Below are 14405 nucleotides of genomic sequence, written 5' to 3'. Positions count from 1 at the left end.
GAACCATGAATCAAGCATTCAGGGACAACGCCTCGACCAGCTTCATCTCGCAAGACTCAAGCTTGCACCGTCTGATGGTCGAGCTTCTAGAGCGTGCCGATATCCGTATCGGGGGCAACCGTCCCTGGGATATGCGCCTCAATGCCCCCAGAGTCCCCGAGCGAATCTTCGCCCAAGGGAACCTGGGGCTTGGCGAAGCCTACATGGACGGGGCCTGGGAGGCCGAGCGGCTGGACGAGTTCTTCCACCGGCTTTTGTCCGCACGCCTGGATCGCCAGGTGCAGCCCGTGCGCATGATGCTCCACGCCCTGCGCGCCCGCCTGGTCAACCTGCAAAGCAGCCGGCGGGCCTGGCAAGTGGGCAGGGCTCACTACGACCTAGGCAACGCCTTCTATGCCGCCATGCTCGACCCGCGCATGACCTACACCTGCGGTTACTGGAAGAATGCCGGCAACCTGACCGAAGCCCAGGAGGCGAAGCTGGAGTTGATCTGCCGCAAGCTCCGCCTGGAGCCGGGGATGAGGGTGCTGGACATCGGCTGCGGTTGGGGCAGTTTCCTGGGCTATGCCGCCGAGCGTTACGGTGTACAAGGCGTCGGCGTGACGATTTCCAAGGAGCAGGCAATCTGGGCCAGCCAGCGCTATGCTGGCCTTCCCCTGGAGTTCCGCCTGCAGGACTACCGCCAGATCGAGGAGCATTTCGACCGTATCGCCAGCGTCGGCATGTTCGAGCACGTAGGGCACAAGAACCATCGGGTGTTCATGGAAGTGGCCACGCGCTGCCTCGCCGAAGGTGGCCTTTTCCTGCTGCACACCATCGGCAAGAACGATCGCAGTTCCTCGACGGACGCATGGATCGACCGCTACATCTTTCCTAATGGCGACGTGCCTTCTCTCGGCCAGATCGGCGATGCCGCGAACGATCTGCTGATTCTGGAGGACCTGCACAACTTCGGGGCGGATTACGACAAGACGCTGACGGCCTGGTGTCACAACTTCGAAAAAGCCTGGCCGCAATTCGCCGACCAGCTGGGCGAGCGCTTCCGTCGCATGTGGCGCTATTACCTTCTCTCCTGCGCCGGCGCCTTCCGGGCCCGGGATCTCCAGCTGTGGCAGCTGGTGCTCTCGAAAAACGGGGTCCCCGGGGGCTACGAGCGTCCAGCGATGTAGAGCGCCACCGCCATGGGGAGATGCCGGGCAGCCCGGGACAACGAGAAGAGTGATGCCGCTATGAACGAAGACAACGACGACAAGCCCCTCACTTTCCGGCAAATGCTGCAGAGCGTGCTGGCAGCAGCATTGGGCGTTCAGAGCGGCAAAAACCGGGCACGGGACTTCGCCCGTGGCAAACCCAGCCATTTCATCTTATTGGGCCTGGGATTCACAGCTATATTCGTGTTGATCATTCTCGGCGTGGTCAAGTTGATACTTCATCTCGTCCATACTTGAAGCACACTAAACTTGTTGTTGGTGACACTGCCCCAGAATACGGCCGTTGCCACCGCCAGGCCGATCAGAGACACGACAGCCGCAGCCTCGATGACACTGTCCTTATCGTTCGAACGGAATAACTTGCCAGGATGCTTTCCCTTTCTTCAGAGGATTCGCTTCGAGTAATTCGAGTAAGTAGAGGATTTTTTGTCGCCCAAGACAACCTTTTAATAACTTAATATTATCTGTATATATTAAAACAGCACTTTTACGTATAAGAATGAACTGATATCTTGGTCCGCTCAGCCACGGTGAGCGGCCGTGCGCGCAGAAATAGCAGTAGCCGCCTGACTGACAGGACATTTCATGTACGTATACGACCAGTACGATCAACACATCATCGAGGACCGGGTTCGCCAGTTCCGTGATCAGACTCGCCGCTACCTGGCCGGCGAGCTGAGCGATTCGGAGTTCCTTCCTCTTCGCCTGCAGAACGGCTTGTATATCCAGCGCTACGCTCCCATGCTGCGCATCGCGGTGCCCTATGGCCTGATGTCCTCTACCCAGGTGCGCAAGCTGGCGGAAATCACCCGCAAGTACGACAAGGGCTATGCCCACATCAGCACCCGGACCAACGTGCAGCTGAACTGGCCCGAACTGGAAGACGTGCCGGACATACTCGCCGAACTGGCGACCGTACAGATGCACGCGATCCAGACCAGCGGCAACTGTATCCGCAACACGACGACTGACCAGTTCGCCGGGGTCGCCCGGGACGAACTGATCGACCCGCGCCCCTGGTGCGAAATCATCCGCCAGTGGTCGACCTTCCATCCGGAATTCGCCTTCCTGCCGCGCAAGTTCAAGATCGCCGTCAACGGTGCCGTGAACGATCGGGCGGCCATCGAGGTGCATGACATCGGCCTGGAGGCGGTGAAGAATGCGGCGGGCGAGCTGGGCTTCCGCGTTTCCGTCGGCGGCGGCTTGGGCCGCACCCCGATCGTCGGCAGCTTCATCAACGAATTCCTGCCCTGGCGGCACCTGCTGACCTATCTCGATGCCATCCTGCGCGTCTACAACCGCTATGGTCGCCGCGACAACAAATTCAAGGCGCGGATCAAGATCCTAGTCAAGGCCTTGACCCCGGAGGTCTTCGCCGAACGCGTGAACGCCGAATGGACTCACCTGAAGGATGGCCCGGGCACCCTGACCGAAGCCGAGGTCGAGCGCGTCAGCAAGTTCTTCGTTGAGCCGGCCTACAAGGCACTCGAAGACCAGGACGAGCCCCTCGCCCGTCTGGATGCCGAACATCCCGGCTTCGCCCGCTGGCGCCAACGCAACGTGATGGCGCACAAGAAGCCCGGCTATTGCGCGGTGACCCTGTCCCTGAAACCCACCGGCACCGCACCGGGCGACATCAGCGACAAACAGCTCGACGCCTTGGCCGACCTGGCCGACCGCTACAGCTTCGGCGAAGTACGCAACTCCCACGAGCAGAACATCATTCTCGCCGACGTGGAGCAGAGCCGTCTCTTCGAGCTGTGGAGCGAACTGCGCGAGCAGGGCTTCGCCACCCCGAACATCGGCCTGCTGACCGACATCGTCTGCTGCCCAGGCGGCGATTACTGCTCCCTGGCCAACGCCAAATCGATTCCGATCGCCGAAGCCATCCAGCGGCGGTTCGACGATCTCGACTACCTGTTCGACGTCGGCGAACTCGACCTGAACATCTCCGGCTGCATGAACGCCTGTGGCCATCACCACATCGGCCACATCGGCATCCTCGGGGTGGACAAGAAGGGAGCCGAGTTCTATCAGGTCTCCCTCGGCGGCGACTCCCACCGCGGCGCCAGTCTCGGTCAGATTCTCGGTCCATCCTTCGCCCAGGAGGAAATGGCCGATGTGATCGAAAAGATCATCAAGGTCTATGTTGAGAACCGAAATGAAGACGAACGCTTCATCGACACCTTCCGCCGTATCGGCATCGATTCCTTCAAGGAGCGTGTTTATGCAGCGAATCATTAAGAATGGCCAAGTAATCGACGAATCCTGGCATCTGCTCGACAAGGACTCCAGTCTCGACGGGTTGTCCAACTCCGACGACCTGATCGTCCCCCTGGCCCTGTGGCGCGAGCATGCCCATGCCCTGAAGGTCCGCGATGGCGGCTTGGGCGTCTGGCTGGATAGCGACGAAGAGATCGAGGAAATCGTCGACGACCTATCACACTTTCAAGTGGTCGCGCTGAACTTCCCGATTTTCACCGATGGGCGCCACTACTCCAGTGCCCGTCTGCTGCGTGAACGCTATGGTTACCAGGGCGAAGTACGCGCCATTGGCGACGTCTTGCGCGACCAGCTGTTCTATATGCAGCGCTGCGGCTTCGATGCTTTCGCTATCCGTCCGGATCGCGATCCCTACGAGGCCCTGCAGAGCTTGCAGGACTTCTCCGTGACCTATCAGGCTGCGGTAAATCAGCCCCCGCTGTTCCGTCGCCGCCAGGCCTGAGTCTGCGACACCTCAAACAAAAAGCCCCGCACTGCGGGGCTTTTTGCTTTCGACACCTCACTGGTAATGGCGCTGACTGAGTCGCTCCCACCATTTCAAAAGGACCTTGTCCAGGGCGAGACTCACGCCGAAACCGAAACGCTCCTGAAGACTCTTCTTCTCCGCGTAATGCAGGTGGAACAGATCGGCTTCTCGGGCACGCTCGGCCAAGTACTCATCGCTGGTCAGCAGATCATCGACCAGATGCCTACCCAGGGCGGCCTGGCCCAACCAGATCTCGCCGGTGGCGATCTCCTCGATGGACAGCTGCGGACGATAGCGGGCGACGAAACCCTTGAAGAGCTCGTGGGTGGTCTCCAGGTCTTCCTGGAACTTCTCCCTGCCCTTCTCGGTGTTCTCGCCAAACACGGTCAGCGTGCGCTTGTACTCACCAGCAGTGTGGACCTCGAAGTCGATATCGTGCTTCTTCAGCAACCGATGGACATTGGGCAACTGCGCCACGACACCGATCGAGCCAAGGATCGCAAAGGGGGCCGCCAGGATGCGCTCGCCGATACAAGCCATCATGTAGCCGCCACTGGCAGCCACCTTGTCGACGCAGACGGTCAACGGCACACCGGCCTTGCGGATACGAACCAGCTGCGAGGCGGCGAGACCATAGCTATGAACCATACCGCCGCCGCTTTCCAGCCGGACGACCACTTCATCCTGAGGCGTAGCCATGCTCAACAGCGCCGTGATCTCATGGCGCAGATTGTCGGTGGCGGAAGCCTTGATGTCGCCATCGAAATCGAGGACGAAAACCCGGGCTCTGTGCTTGCCGGATTTCTTCGCCTGCTTCTCGGCCTTGGCCTCCTCCTTTCGCTGAGCCTTCAGCCGATCCTTGTCCAGCACGGCCTCCTCGAGGGTCTCACGCAAGGCCTTGTAGAAATCGTTGAGCTTGTTCACCTCCAGGTGTCCGGCACTCTTGTGCCGCCCTTTGCTGCGCAAGGCAGCCAGTGCAACCAGCACCACCAGGACAGCTGCCAGCACGGTCACCACTCTGGCCAGAAAGCCCGCATAGTCGAGAAGAAAATCCACACCTATCCCCTTGATTCGCCATCCAGTGTGCCCGGACGAAGCCCACCCAAGCGCTCAAGCATACCGAGCGAATCCGTCATCGGCCAGAGATCGCCTGGAGGAAGGCGACAGCGTCCCCATCGTTGAATAATCGCCGAACAAGAGCAGCACGAGAGGCCATTACGCAGCGAGATGGATTTACTGCTGTAATAAATACACAGCCAGCTAAGCATTTAGTCGCCCCGGCGATGTCCATTCATGCAGAACCCAAACCTGGAGACGCGTTTGGCAGGAAACGCCTTTCACCCTCTCGTGGAGCAACAATGAACGTCAAGGATCAGGATATGGGCAGCGTTTATTTGATCAGGCATGGCCAGGCTTCTCTCGGAGCATGCGACTACGACGCTCTGTCCCCATTGGGCATACGACAGGCAGAGATTCTCGGCCGCCATCTGGCCCAGCGGCAGATGGGCTTCGATCGCTGCATCAGCGGCTCCCTGAAACGGCAGATTCAGACAGCCAGCATAGTGCTGAAAGAATTCCGCGCAGCAGGCCAGCAACCACCGGCAATCGAAACGATGCCGGCTTTCAACGAGATCGATCTTGATGGGATGGTCAAAGCATTCTTGCCCGATATTCTCTCGAGCGAACAGGGGCTATTCCTTCCCCAGCAAAATGCGACATCAAGAGCCAGCGATTTCCAGCGACTGTTCAGCCGAGCGGTGGAACACTGGCTCGCAGGCAAGCAGGGGAAGGAAAACCTGGAGAGCTGGGAATATTTCCGCATGCGCGTGCGTGAAGGTCTCCAGCATCTGATCCGCGACTCGGGCCCCGATACCCGAATCGCAGTTTTCACGTCCGGTGGCCCTATTATCGCTCTGCTCCACCTCATCGCCGACGTACCTGCAGGCAAGGCCTTCGAGCAGGCATGGCAGATCGCCAATACTTCGCTCAGCCGGTTAAGCTTCCGGAACGGCGAGGTGACTCTGACCGCCTTCAACAGTCATGCCCACCTCGACCGAGAACTCATAACTTACATTTGAAATGACCAGCCATCGCTGTTCAAATGCCGCCTCCGAACCTGATAAGGGAGTTAGCCATGTCCTCAGCCGCCACCATCATTGAAACCATGAAATCCCGCTTTTCTCCCAGCGCCGCTAGCGGCCTGGATGTGATTTACCAATTCAACATCAAAGACGGCGACAATCATTACCTGGTCGTCAAGGATGGTACCTGCGAGGTTTGTCTTGGCGATGCCGAGAACCCCAACGTAACCCTCATCATGGATAAGGCGACCCTGAAGGGAGTCACCAACGGGACAATCGGCGGGATGCAGGCATTTCTTTTCGGAAAGATACGCGCGGAAGGTGAAATGATGCTGGCCATGAAACTGAGCGAGCTGTTTCCCAACTGAGCGACGGACCAGCACCTAGTCTAGGCATCAGCAGGCATCGGACATGCCCAACTCCGCCCTTCCTCCGGCTTACCAGTCCTTCATCGCTTGGTGAGCCTCAGGACTGAGCGGTTGTACCAGCAAGCCGGTTGGCTTGAGGTCGAGCGCGTAGGTAGCATTGTCGGCCATGGGCAGGAACGCCGCCCTCAGTGCCTGCGGATCGAAGAGCCCCAGATCGTGCCGGCTCAAGCGCAACCAGCGCCAGGTATCGATACCCCCAGGACTCTCCGCCAGGGTCACTTGGATATTGTGCGCCAGTTGCTGCTGTTCGATGGCAAGGTAGCTACCGCTCAACCGATCCAGACGATAGCCTGGCTCCAGACCGATCAGAGCGGCTAGGCCCTTCCATTTGAACAGGCGGGCGTCAAGCTGCCAAAGATCGCCGTCGAGGGTCGTGCTGCGCGTCTTGCTCCCTTCCTCGATATCTACCCGGTAATGCTGAAGCCCATCGGCGTGAAAGCTCACCAGCGCCAGCCTCCCGTCCTCGGGGAGAGCCCGATAACTGAACAGGTCGCAGACGATCAATCCGATCACTCCGGCCGTGGCGAGGAATGCTAGTCCGAGAGTGCCGCGCAGCCAGCCAAGCAGCCAATCGCGGTCGAACAACAGCCGGGCAGCAACGATCAGCACCAGCAGCCCCACCAGAGCCATCGCCCAAGCCACTCCACCATACTGCATGAGTTCCCGCCATTGGTTCCGCACATTGAGACGGCTGGATTATGGGCAGCCAGTCGGACTGCTACCACTCACACCAGTCCATAATAAGACGCAGGTCGAAAAAAGAACCCGCAACCCCGCCACACCTTCGACCATGGAAGACTGAGAAAGCGAAAGGCTTGATGAAGGAAGCGCAGCGCTCCGTTCGAGCGCAAAGGGCTCGATCGCTAGCCAGGTGGAAGCGGCTCGGGAAGCCCCAGATGGCGAGCCCGGTGAAGCTCGATGAGATAGCGGGCGATGGAGTATGGCGAGGGCAGCAGCGGCAGCCGGGCCAGATCGAACCAATGGGCCTCCTCGATTTCCCCGGGCTGCGGAACGATCTCTCCGCCTGCATACTCGGCATGGAAGCCCAGCATCAGCGAATGGGGATAGGGCCACGACTGGCTAGCGATGTACTGCAGGTTCTTGACCTCGAGCCCGACCTCCTCGCGTACCTCCCGCACCACGCATTGCTCGACCGTTTCTCCTGGCTCGACGAAGCCTGCGAGGGTGCTGAAAACCCCGCTGGCGAAACGGGACGAACGGGCGAGCAGAACCTCATCACCCCGGGTAACCAGAACGATCATGCTGGGGGAAAGACGTGGGTAGTGCTGTTCGTCGCAACGCGAACAACGCATGGCACGCTCACCGGAAACAGGCTGCAGGGGCTCACCACAGCTGCCACAGAAACGATGCTGCCTGGCCCAGATACCGATCTGTGCCGCATACCCCAGCAGCCTGAAGGTGTCGGCGTCCCCTTCGAGCATGAGCCGACGCAGGCTCTGCCAACTGCAACCGGCGATCTCGGCAGGTCTTTCCAATTCGAGAAGGCGGACGGGGATCGATCCGTACAGCCCGACCTCATGCTCGGCCAGTGCTGGCAATTGCAGCTCACGCAACCAATCGAGCGAAAAGAGCGGACCTTGCGAACTGCACAGGAAATCCTGTCTGCAATGAACGAGCACCAATGACTCGTCAGCCTTGGCCTCGCCCGACTCCGCCATATGATGATTGGTCATTATGCCGCTACCGGCAACGCCAGGGCACGAACGCTGTCGCTGGCCAGGTCGAGGATATGGGCCTGACCATCCGGAGCCCCGCCTTCGAGGTAATACTCGAGACTGGTCAGCGCATCGGCCAGGGTTTCCAGCATAGGCTCGGCGGGCATCTTCTGGCTCTCCAGCATGCGTTTCTGGATATATTCGCCGCAGGCCGAGATGAGCGATGCCGCGCGTTGCTGCTCGAGGAACCAGAGGCCGCCACGCACTGCATCCAGACTTATCGGCACATTGGCCAAGTGCATCTTGTCGCCGTTGGACTCGATATAGGCGGTGATCGCCCGGCGGGCAAGGGCGAGGCCGGCCTTGGCCTCGTCGAGTACCACGATGCGCGCCTCGGCCAGTTGTTGGCTGGCAAAGGAATCGGACTCTTTCTCCGGGCGCAATGCCCGCTCGCCGCGCTCCAGATGGGTGACGACTCCCTCGACATAGAGCAAGGCCTCCGCGAGGCGGGTGAGCACCTGCAGCTCCATAGGCTTGCCGTTCGCACTGACCTCGGCGATCGAGGGCAACAGGGCGCCGATCGCATTGCTGGCCGAGATCAGGCCGACCATGCTCAAGGTCTTCACCAGTTTGCCCAACCGGATATACAGGCCCTGCAGGCTTTCCCCTCCGCTAGCGCCTCTTTCGATCAGATCGAGAGAATCCTTGAGGCCCGTCAGCTCTTCGCAGATAGCCATGGACAGGGAGCGCATCACGGACTGTCCTGGCCCGGCCAAGCGACGATACTCCTCCTCCAGGAGCTGATCGGTGAAAGGCAGCGGCTGAAGGACGAAAGCCTCTCGCACCTGCGTGGCAAGAGGTCCATGGCTGTCGGCGAGAGCCACGAGATAGAGCAGTTCCTTGAGCAGGCTCCGGGGAGGCTCATTGTCGGCGCAGGTCAGGGCTCGCCTGAGCTCGCGGTCGACTTGGGCGAAGAGGAACTTGCGCGACTTGCGCGGGATCAGCCCGCCATCCAGGTGCGACTCGAGGGCAGCCGCACAGATCCAGTACAGCCTGCCTTGCGAATTGGCGGCGAAGATGCGCTTCAGACGCTTCATCGCCCGGAGCATCAGACCGATGCTGGACTGAAGACTCTGCTCACGGATGAAGCCCAACAAGCCGAGCTGGTACATGTGGCGCAGACGTGAGACCTCCCCCTCTCCGGCTGGCTGTGGGGTCTGGGGAGGCCGCGGCGCATCGAGTCGAACGCTGAAGAAGAGGCTTTCCGGCAAGGCAGCCTGGCCGCCAGCCAGGCGCAGATCGTTGATGGCCGGCAGCAGCAGTTCGGGAATTTCCTGACGATGCAGATCCACGCTTTCCAGATAGCGACGCAGCACATGCAGCGCGCCGCTGAGGGCAGCCAGTTGCACGTCCCATACCTCGCCGACACCGGCAGGGATATTCGTCGCCTGCTGCAGCACTTCCTGTGCCAGCATCTCGGCGCCGGTCAGCTCGATGAGCTTGAGGATGCCGCGCACCTGCTGCAGATTCACCACAGCCTGCTGCAGCAGGCTGCCATTCTGGCGCTCGACGATGAACTGTTCGAGACTCTGCTCGGCCTCGTCGATGGTGGTGAACAGCTCGTTACGCACCAGGCTGAGGGACGTAGCACCAGTGACCATGGATCTATTGCGCCTCCCGCGCGAAGCTCTCGTACGGCATCAGTCGGCGAACTCCGGCTTCTGCTTGCCCAAATGCGCAGCCATTACCACGCTTCATAACCAATCGCCCAAGCGAGCGGCCGTCAAGCCAAGCCCCAGGATATGAAGGGCCTGTCGAAAACCGCGCAACTATAGCAAGGGGCAAGGCGATTTCGATGCCGGCCTCTGTGATGCAGCACACGCCCTGCTCTTTCAATGGCTTAATGCCTCCCGTCAGCGGATGCAGTCGACGGTATAACTATAACCGGTCGACCCCACCACCCGCTGCAACCCATGAATGTCCGAATCGAACCCTGGAAAGCGCAAATCGAAGGCTCGGGCGGATCTGAGATAGTCGACGATGAAGCCGGTCGTTCGAGTGAAACGCTCACCGGGCATGATCAGGGGAATACCCGGCGGATAGGGCACCAGCATCACGGCCGAGACACGGCCCTCCAACTCTTCGATGGGCACCGCTTCGACCTCGCCCTTCACCAGCTTGTCGTAAGCCTCCGAAGGCAGGACAACGACCTCGGGGAGAACGCTATATAACCGCTTCAGCATCTTGGCGCGGGCGCTCTCGCGATAGTATGCATGCAGCTGCCCGCACAGGTCGCGCAGCCCCACCCCCGCATACAGCGGGCCGCCGGCGCGGGCAACCGAGGGCAACGCCTCGGCAAGCGGCAGGTTGCCATCGAAGTAACGCTTGAACTCGAGCAACTCGGTCAGCAGCGTGCTCCACTTGCCCTTGGTGATGCCCATGGAGAACAGGACCAGGAAGGAGTAGAGCCCTGTCTTTTCCACCACCAGGCCCCGCTCCCAGAGAAACTTGCTGACGACGGTAGCGGGAATACCCTGCTCGGCCAGTTCGCCGTTCACATTCAGCCCCGGCGTGACCAGGGTCACCTTGATCGGGTCGAGCAACAGGTAGTCCTCTGCCAGCCCCCCGAAACCATGCCATTCGTCTCCCGGGGCCAGCCCCCAGTCCTGGGTATCGAACCGCTCCATGCCTTCACTCAGCGGCGGCTGCCAGATGTCGAACCACCAATCATCCGCCGCCAGACTCTGCCGCAGATTGGCGAGAGCACGGCGGAAACTGAGGGCCTCGTCGAAAGTCTCCTGAATCAACGAACGGCCAGCGGGGCCCTCCATCATCGCCGACGCCACATCCAGCGAAGCCAGAATCCCGTATTGGGGGGACGTCGAGGTATGCATCATGAACGCCTCGTTGAAGCGTTCGCAGTCGAGCTGGCGGAGGCCGCCATCCTGCACATGGATCATCGAAGCCTGACTGAAGGCCGCCAACAGTTTATGGGTGGAGTGGGTACTGAACACCAGAGGGCTGTCCGGTCCGCGGCTCGTTCCCATGCCGTAGCGGCCGGCGTAGAACTCGTGGAAGGCCGCATAGGCGTACCAGGCCTCGTCGAAGTGCAGCACCTCGACCGAATCGCCTAGCTGCCGCTTGATCAGCTCGGCGTTGTAGCAAAGGCCGTCGTAGGTCGAATTGGTGACCACCGCCAGCCGGACCTTGGGCTCCCGTCCGCGGGCCAGCGGATTGGCAGCGATCTTGGCTTGGATCGACTCCCGACTGAATTCTTCGAGCGGAATCGGCCCGATGATGCCCAGCTCGTTGCGCTCCGGCATCAGATACAGGGGAATCGCCCCGGTCATGATGATCGCGTGTACGACCGATTTGTGGCAGTTGCGGTCGACCAGGACCAGATCGTTGCGGGCGACCATCGCGTGCCAGACGATCTTGTTGGCCGTCGAGGTGCCGTTGGTCACGAAAAAGCTGTGATCGGCGCCGAAATTGCACGCCGCTCGGGCCTCGGCCGCCGCTAGCGGCCCGGTATGGTCGAGCAGCGAGCCCAGTTCCGGTACCGACACCGACAGATCGGAGCGAAGTGTGTTTTCCCCGAAGAACTGATGGAAAGCCTGCCCCACCGGACTCTTGCGGAATGCCACTCCGCCCCCGTGGCCGGGCGTGTGCCAAGAGTAGTTGGATTGCAGGGTGTGCTCGACCAGCACGCTGAAGAACGGGGGCAGCAGGCCCGCCAGGTAGTTCCGCGCGGCCCGGGCGACCTGGCGGGCAAGAAAGGGCACCGTGTCCTCGAACAGATAGAGGATGCCGCGCAACTGATTGAGCTCGGCCATGGCCTCGGCCGGTGCATTCTCGATAGTGACCTGCTCGCCGATGGCGAAGATCGGCAGCCGCGGCGCTCGGAAGCGGACGATGCGGATCAGCTCGAGCATGTCCTGCAGCAAGCGCCGGTTTTCCCCCGCGCCCTCCGCGGCGACCAGGATGCAGGCCAGGCCGTGATGGGTCGAGGCAACGATGCGACCCTCCGCGGAACTGGCGCTGGTGAGGGTGCCGAAACCGCCCTGCTCCAACTCCCGGGCGATTGCCCGGATGCGCTCACCGGCCACGGTGTCGGCCTTGATGTCGCGATGGACGATCAGGATGGGAAAATTGAGATCCTTGTACACGTCGGCATCCCGAAAGGTTTTGTTTCAGGATAAGCCAAGCTGGGCACCGAGGTAGCGAATACCTCGGTCAAGGTCGTACCACCTGCTCGCACTTATTGCTGCGGCGTTTCCAGCAGCTGCGCCCAGAGAGCCGGGCCTCCGGCGGCCTTCTCGATCGCCGCCAGGCGCGCCGCATGCGCAGCCAACTCCTCCTCGCTGGCTCGGATGACCGGCGTCCGCGGGCGCTCGGAGGGCAAGCGGCGGATCGGTGTCACCTGGGGCCGGCCGTCGGCCCCCTCCTCTGCGCCTTCGCCCGCCAGGGACAGGTGGGTCTGGCCACCGGTCATCGCCAGCCAGACGTCGGCCAGGATCTCGGCGTCGAGCAGCGCGCCGTGCAGATCGCGGCCGGAGTTGTCCACGCCATAGCGCTTGCACAGGGCATCGAGGCTGTTGCGCTGGCCGGGGTGACGCTCGCGGGCCATCAGCAGGGTATCGAGCACGCTGCAGTGCGCGGTGATATCCGCCCGGTCGGTCTGGCCGAGTCGGGAGAACTCGCTGTTGATGAAGCCGATGTCGAACGCCGCGTTGTGGATGATCAGTTGGGCATCTTTGATGAATTCGAAGAATTCCTCGGCCACATCGGCGAAGCGCGGCTTTCCGACCAGGAACTCATCGGTGATGCCGTGCACCGCTACCGCGCCCTCGTCGACCTGGCGATCGGGCTGCAGGTAGACATGGAAATGCCGCCCGGTGAGACGACGGCCGATGACTTCGACACAGCCGATTTCGATGATCCGGTGGCCGTCGGTGACGGGCATGCCGGTGGTTTCGGTATCGAGTACTACGCTGCGCATGGGTATGCCGTTCCTGTCAAACGCTGTGTTTCTGACTTTTCGCCGAGACGACGCCCCGGTTGGCCAACTGATCGGCCCGCTCGTTGCCTGGATGCCCGGTGTGACCGCGGACCCAGGACCAGGTGACCCGGTGCCGGTTCACCTGCTCGTCCAGCTGCTGCCAGAGATCGGCGTTCTTCACCGGCTGGCGAGCTGCAGTCTTCCAGCCGCGTTTCTTCCAGTTCGGCAGCCATTCCTGGATGCCGCGCATCACGTATTCCGAGTCGGTGGTCAGCGACACCTCACAGGGACGGTTGAGCTCGGCCAGCGCCCGGATGGCCGCGGTCAGTTCCATCCGGTTGTTGGTGGTTTCCGCTTCGCCCCCCCAGAGCTCCCGTTCCACGCCCTTGTAGATCAGCAAAGCGCCCCAGCCTCCCGGCCCGGGGTTACCCTTGCAGGCACCATCGGTATAGATTTCGACCTTGTCGCTCACTTAAGCCTCATGCTTCGAATCGCGCCGGCTGATCTTGACCACCGGCAGCGGTACCAGCTTGCCGATGGGCTCCCGGCGGCTCTGTGGCAACGGCCGAAGGCCGACCACCAGCTTTCGGGCCACCAGCAGGTAAAAGCCGCCTCCCGGCATCTGCCCGGATCGGCCCCATGACTCGAGACGCTCGGTACGGGCTTGCCAGGCGGTGGATGAAAGCGGCGGACGATAGCATCCAAAACGGCGTTTCTCCAGCGCGAACCCCAGCAAGGCCAGCCAGTCGCCCACCCGATGCGAGCCGATGCAGCGGGCTTGGCGCAAGGCATCGTTGGCGAAATAGCGGCGCACCCCCCACAGGCTGCGCGGGTTGATACCAACGATCAGCAGATGACCGCCGGGACGCACGCTGCGGGCGGCTTCCCGCAGCAGTCCATGCGGCGACAGGCTGAAATCCAGGCCATGCTGCAGCACCACCACGTCCGCGGCATGCTCGACCAGCGGCCAAGCCTGTTCCTCGCAGACGATCTGAATCCCCGGCTGGGGCGGCCCCAGCCGCACGCAGCAACGGATCTGCCCGGCCGGGTCGGACAACCCGGCTGGCGGACCGTAATGCACCAGGTATCCGCCGAAAAAGCGGGCCAGTTCCTCCTTGAGCAGCCGCTGCTCCTCGCCGAGCAGTTGCTGCCCGGGCGCACTGGCGAACCATGCGCTGGATTCGGCCATCAAGGACAACCACCTGGGATCAGCCTGGGCGAAAGCTTGGTCGGTCATGAAGCACTCCTGGGTGCAGCCGCT

Annotated in this window: 14 protein-coding genes; 6 read left to right on the top strand and 8 right to left on the bottom strand. The window is 61.4% G+C overall.

Going from position 1 to position 14405, the window contains the following annotated elements; translation table 11 throughout:
• The first annotated feature begins 5 nt into the window (after positions 1–5).
• From cfa to ACFOJE_RS09260, 4 genes are all read left to right on the top strand, one after another.
• Positions 6–1169 (top strand): cyclopropane fatty acyl phospholipid synthase, encoded by a 1164-nt coding sequence (gene cfa, locus ACFOJE_RS09275; RefSeq protein WP_377814032.1) that lies wholly within the window; start codon positions 6–8, stop codon positions 1167–1169.
• Between the two features lie 60 nt (positions 1170–1229).
• On the top strand, positions 1230–1448 hold the full coding sequence (locus ACFOJE_RS09270) for a DUF2970 domain-containing protein (protein ID WP_377814031.1): 219 nt from the start codon (positions 1230–1232) through the stop codon (positions 1446–1448).
• A 348-nt stretch (positions 1449–1796) separates the two neighbouring features.
• Complete coding sequence (locus ACFOJE_RS09265; protein ID WP_377814030.1) at positions 1797–3455, top strand: nitrite/sulfite reductase; 1659 nt, start codon at positions 1797–1799, stop codon at positions 3453–3455.
• Entirely contained in the window at positions 3439–3936 is a 498-nt protein-coding gene (locus ACFOJE_RS09260) for a DUF934 domain-containing protein (protein WP_377814029.1), read from the top strand. The genes ACFOJE_RS09265 and ACFOJE_RS09260 overlap by 17 nt, the downstream gene beginning before the upstream one ends.
• A 57-nt stretch (positions 3937–3993) precedes the next feature.
• Here the strand turns inward: ACFOJE_RS09260 and sohB are convergent, their stop codons facing one another.
• Positions 3994–5016, bottom strand: a complete 1023-nt coding sequence (gene sohB / locus ACFOJE_RS09255) for a protease SohB (protein WP_377814028.1) — start codon at positions 5014–5016, stop codon at positions 3994–3996.
• Positions 5017–5339: 323 nt separating this feature from the next.
• Between sohB and ACFOJE_RS09250 the strand changes: the two genes are divergently transcribed.
• Positions 5340–6038 (top strand): histidine phosphatase family protein, encoded by a 699-nt coding sequence (locus tag ACFOJE_RS09250; protein ID WP_377814136.1) that lies wholly within the window; start codon positions 5340–5342, stop codon positions 6036–6038.
• Between the two features lie 56 nt (positions 6039–6094).
• A complete protein-coding gene (locus ACFOJE_RS09245; protein ID WP_377814027.1) occupies positions 6095–6409 on the top strand; it encodes an SCP2 sterol-binding domain-containing protein in 315 nt (104 codons plus the stop codon).
• A gap of 69 nt (positions 6410–6478) precedes the next feature.
• On the opposite strand, the gene ACFOJE_RS09240 is transcribed toward ACFOJE_RS09245, so the two are convergent.
• From ACFOJE_RS09240 to ACFOJE_RS09210, 7 genes are all read right to left on the bottom strand, one after another.
• A complete protein-coding gene (locus ACFOJE_RS09240; RefSeq protein ID WP_377814026.1) occupies positions 6479–7126 on the bottom strand; it encodes a hypothetical protein in 648 nt (215 codons plus the stop codon).
• Positions 7127–7332: 206 nt separating this feature from the next.
• The gene (gene nudC / locus ACFOJE_RS09235) at positions 7333–8163 is read right to left on the bottom strand and encodes an NAD(+) diphosphatase (protein ID WP_377814025.1); all 831 of its coding nucleotides are present in this window, start codon (positions 8161–8163) and stop codon (positions 7333–7335) included.
• Positions 8163–9806 (bottom strand): ferrous iron transporter B, encoded by a 1644-nt coding sequence (locus ACFOJE_RS09230; protein ID WP_377814024.1) that lies wholly within the window; start codon positions 9804–9806, stop codon positions 8163–8165. The genes nudC and ACFOJE_RS09230 overlap by 1 nt, the downstream gene beginning before the upstream one ends.
• A gap of 252 nt (positions 9807–10058) precedes the next feature.
• The gene (locus ACFOJE_RS09225; RefSeq protein ID WP_377814023.1) at positions 10059–12311 is read right to left on the bottom strand and encodes an Orn/Lys/Arg family decarboxylase; all 2253 of its coding nucleotides are present in this window, start codon (positions 12309–12311) and stop codon (positions 10059–10061) included.
• Between the two features lie 92 nt (positions 12312–12403).
• On the bottom strand, positions 12404–13144 hold the full coding sequence (gene dnaQ / locus ACFOJE_RS09220; protein ID WP_377814022.1) for a DNA polymerase III subunit epsilon: 741 nt from the start codon (positions 13142–13144) through the stop codon (positions 12404–12406).
• Between the two features lie 16 nt (positions 13145–13160).
• Complete coding sequence (gene rnhA, locus ACFOJE_RS09215; protein WP_377814020.1) at positions 13161–13616, bottom strand: ribonuclease HI; 456 nt, start codon at positions 13614–13616, stop codon at positions 13161–13163.
• A complete protein-coding gene (locus ACFOJE_RS09210; RefSeq protein WP_377814019.1) occupies positions 13617–14381 on the bottom strand; it encodes a class I SAM-dependent methyltransferase in 765 nt (254 codons plus the stop codon).
• Positions 14382–14405 lie beyond the last annotated feature (24 nt).

The organism is Azotobacter bryophylli (assembly GCF_042643485.1).
Lineage (GTDB): Bacteria > Pseudomonadota > Gammaproteobacteria > Pseudomonadales > Pseudomonadaceae > Azotobacter > Azotobacter bryophylli.
This window is presented reverse-complemented; position numbering and strand designations above follow the sequence as displayed.

What these genes read in the sequence shown, in the direction of transcription:
- cfa (WP_377814032.1), top strand. Translation starts at nt 6, where the DNA reads ATGAATCAAGCATTCAGGGACAACGCCTCGACCAGCTTCATCTCGCAA.
- ACFOJE_RS09270 (WP_377814031.1), top strand. Translation starts at nt 1,230, where the DNA reads ATGAACGAAGACAACGACGACAAGCCCCTCACTTTCCGGCAAATGCTG.
- ACFOJE_RS09265 (WP_377814030.1), top strand. Translation starts at nt 1,797, where the DNA reads ATGTACGTATACGACCAGTACGATCAACACATCATCGAGGACCGGGTT.
- ACFOJE_RS09260 (WP_377814029.1), top strand. Translation starts at nt 3,439, where the DNA reads ATGCAGCGAATCATTAAGAATGGCCAAGTAATCGACGAATCCTGGCAT.
- ACFOJE_RS09250 (WP_377814136.1), top strand. Translation starts at nt 5,340, where the DNA reads ATGGGCAGCGTTTATTTGATCAGGCATGGCCAGGCTTCTCTCGGAGCA.
- ACFOJE_RS09245 (WP_377814027.1), top strand. Translation starts at nt 6,095, where the DNA reads ATGTCCTCAGCCGCCACCATCATTGAAACCATGAAATCCCGCTTTTCT.
- ACFOJE_RS09240 (WP_377814026.1), bottom strand. Translation starts at nt 7,126, where the DNA reads ATGCAGTATGGTGGAGTGGCTTGGGCGATGGCTCTGGTGGGGCTGCTG.
- nudC (WP_377814025.1), bottom strand. Translation starts at nt 8,163, where the DNA reads ATGACCAATCATCATATGGCGGAGTCGGGCGAGGCCAAGGCTGACGAG.
- ACFOJE_RS09230 (WP_377814024.1), bottom strand. Translation starts at nt 9,806, where the DNA reads ATGGTCACTGGTGCTACGTCCCTCAGCCTGGTGCGTAACGAGCTGTTC.
- dnaQ (WP_377814022.1), bottom strand. Translation starts at nt 13,144, where the DNA reads ATGCGCAGCGTAGTACTCGATACCGAAACCACCGGCATGCCCGTCACC.
- ACFOJE_RS09210 (WP_377814019.1), bottom strand. Translation starts at nt 14,381, where the DNA reads ATGACCGACCAAGCTTTCGCCCAGGCTGATCCCAGGTGGTTGTCCTTG.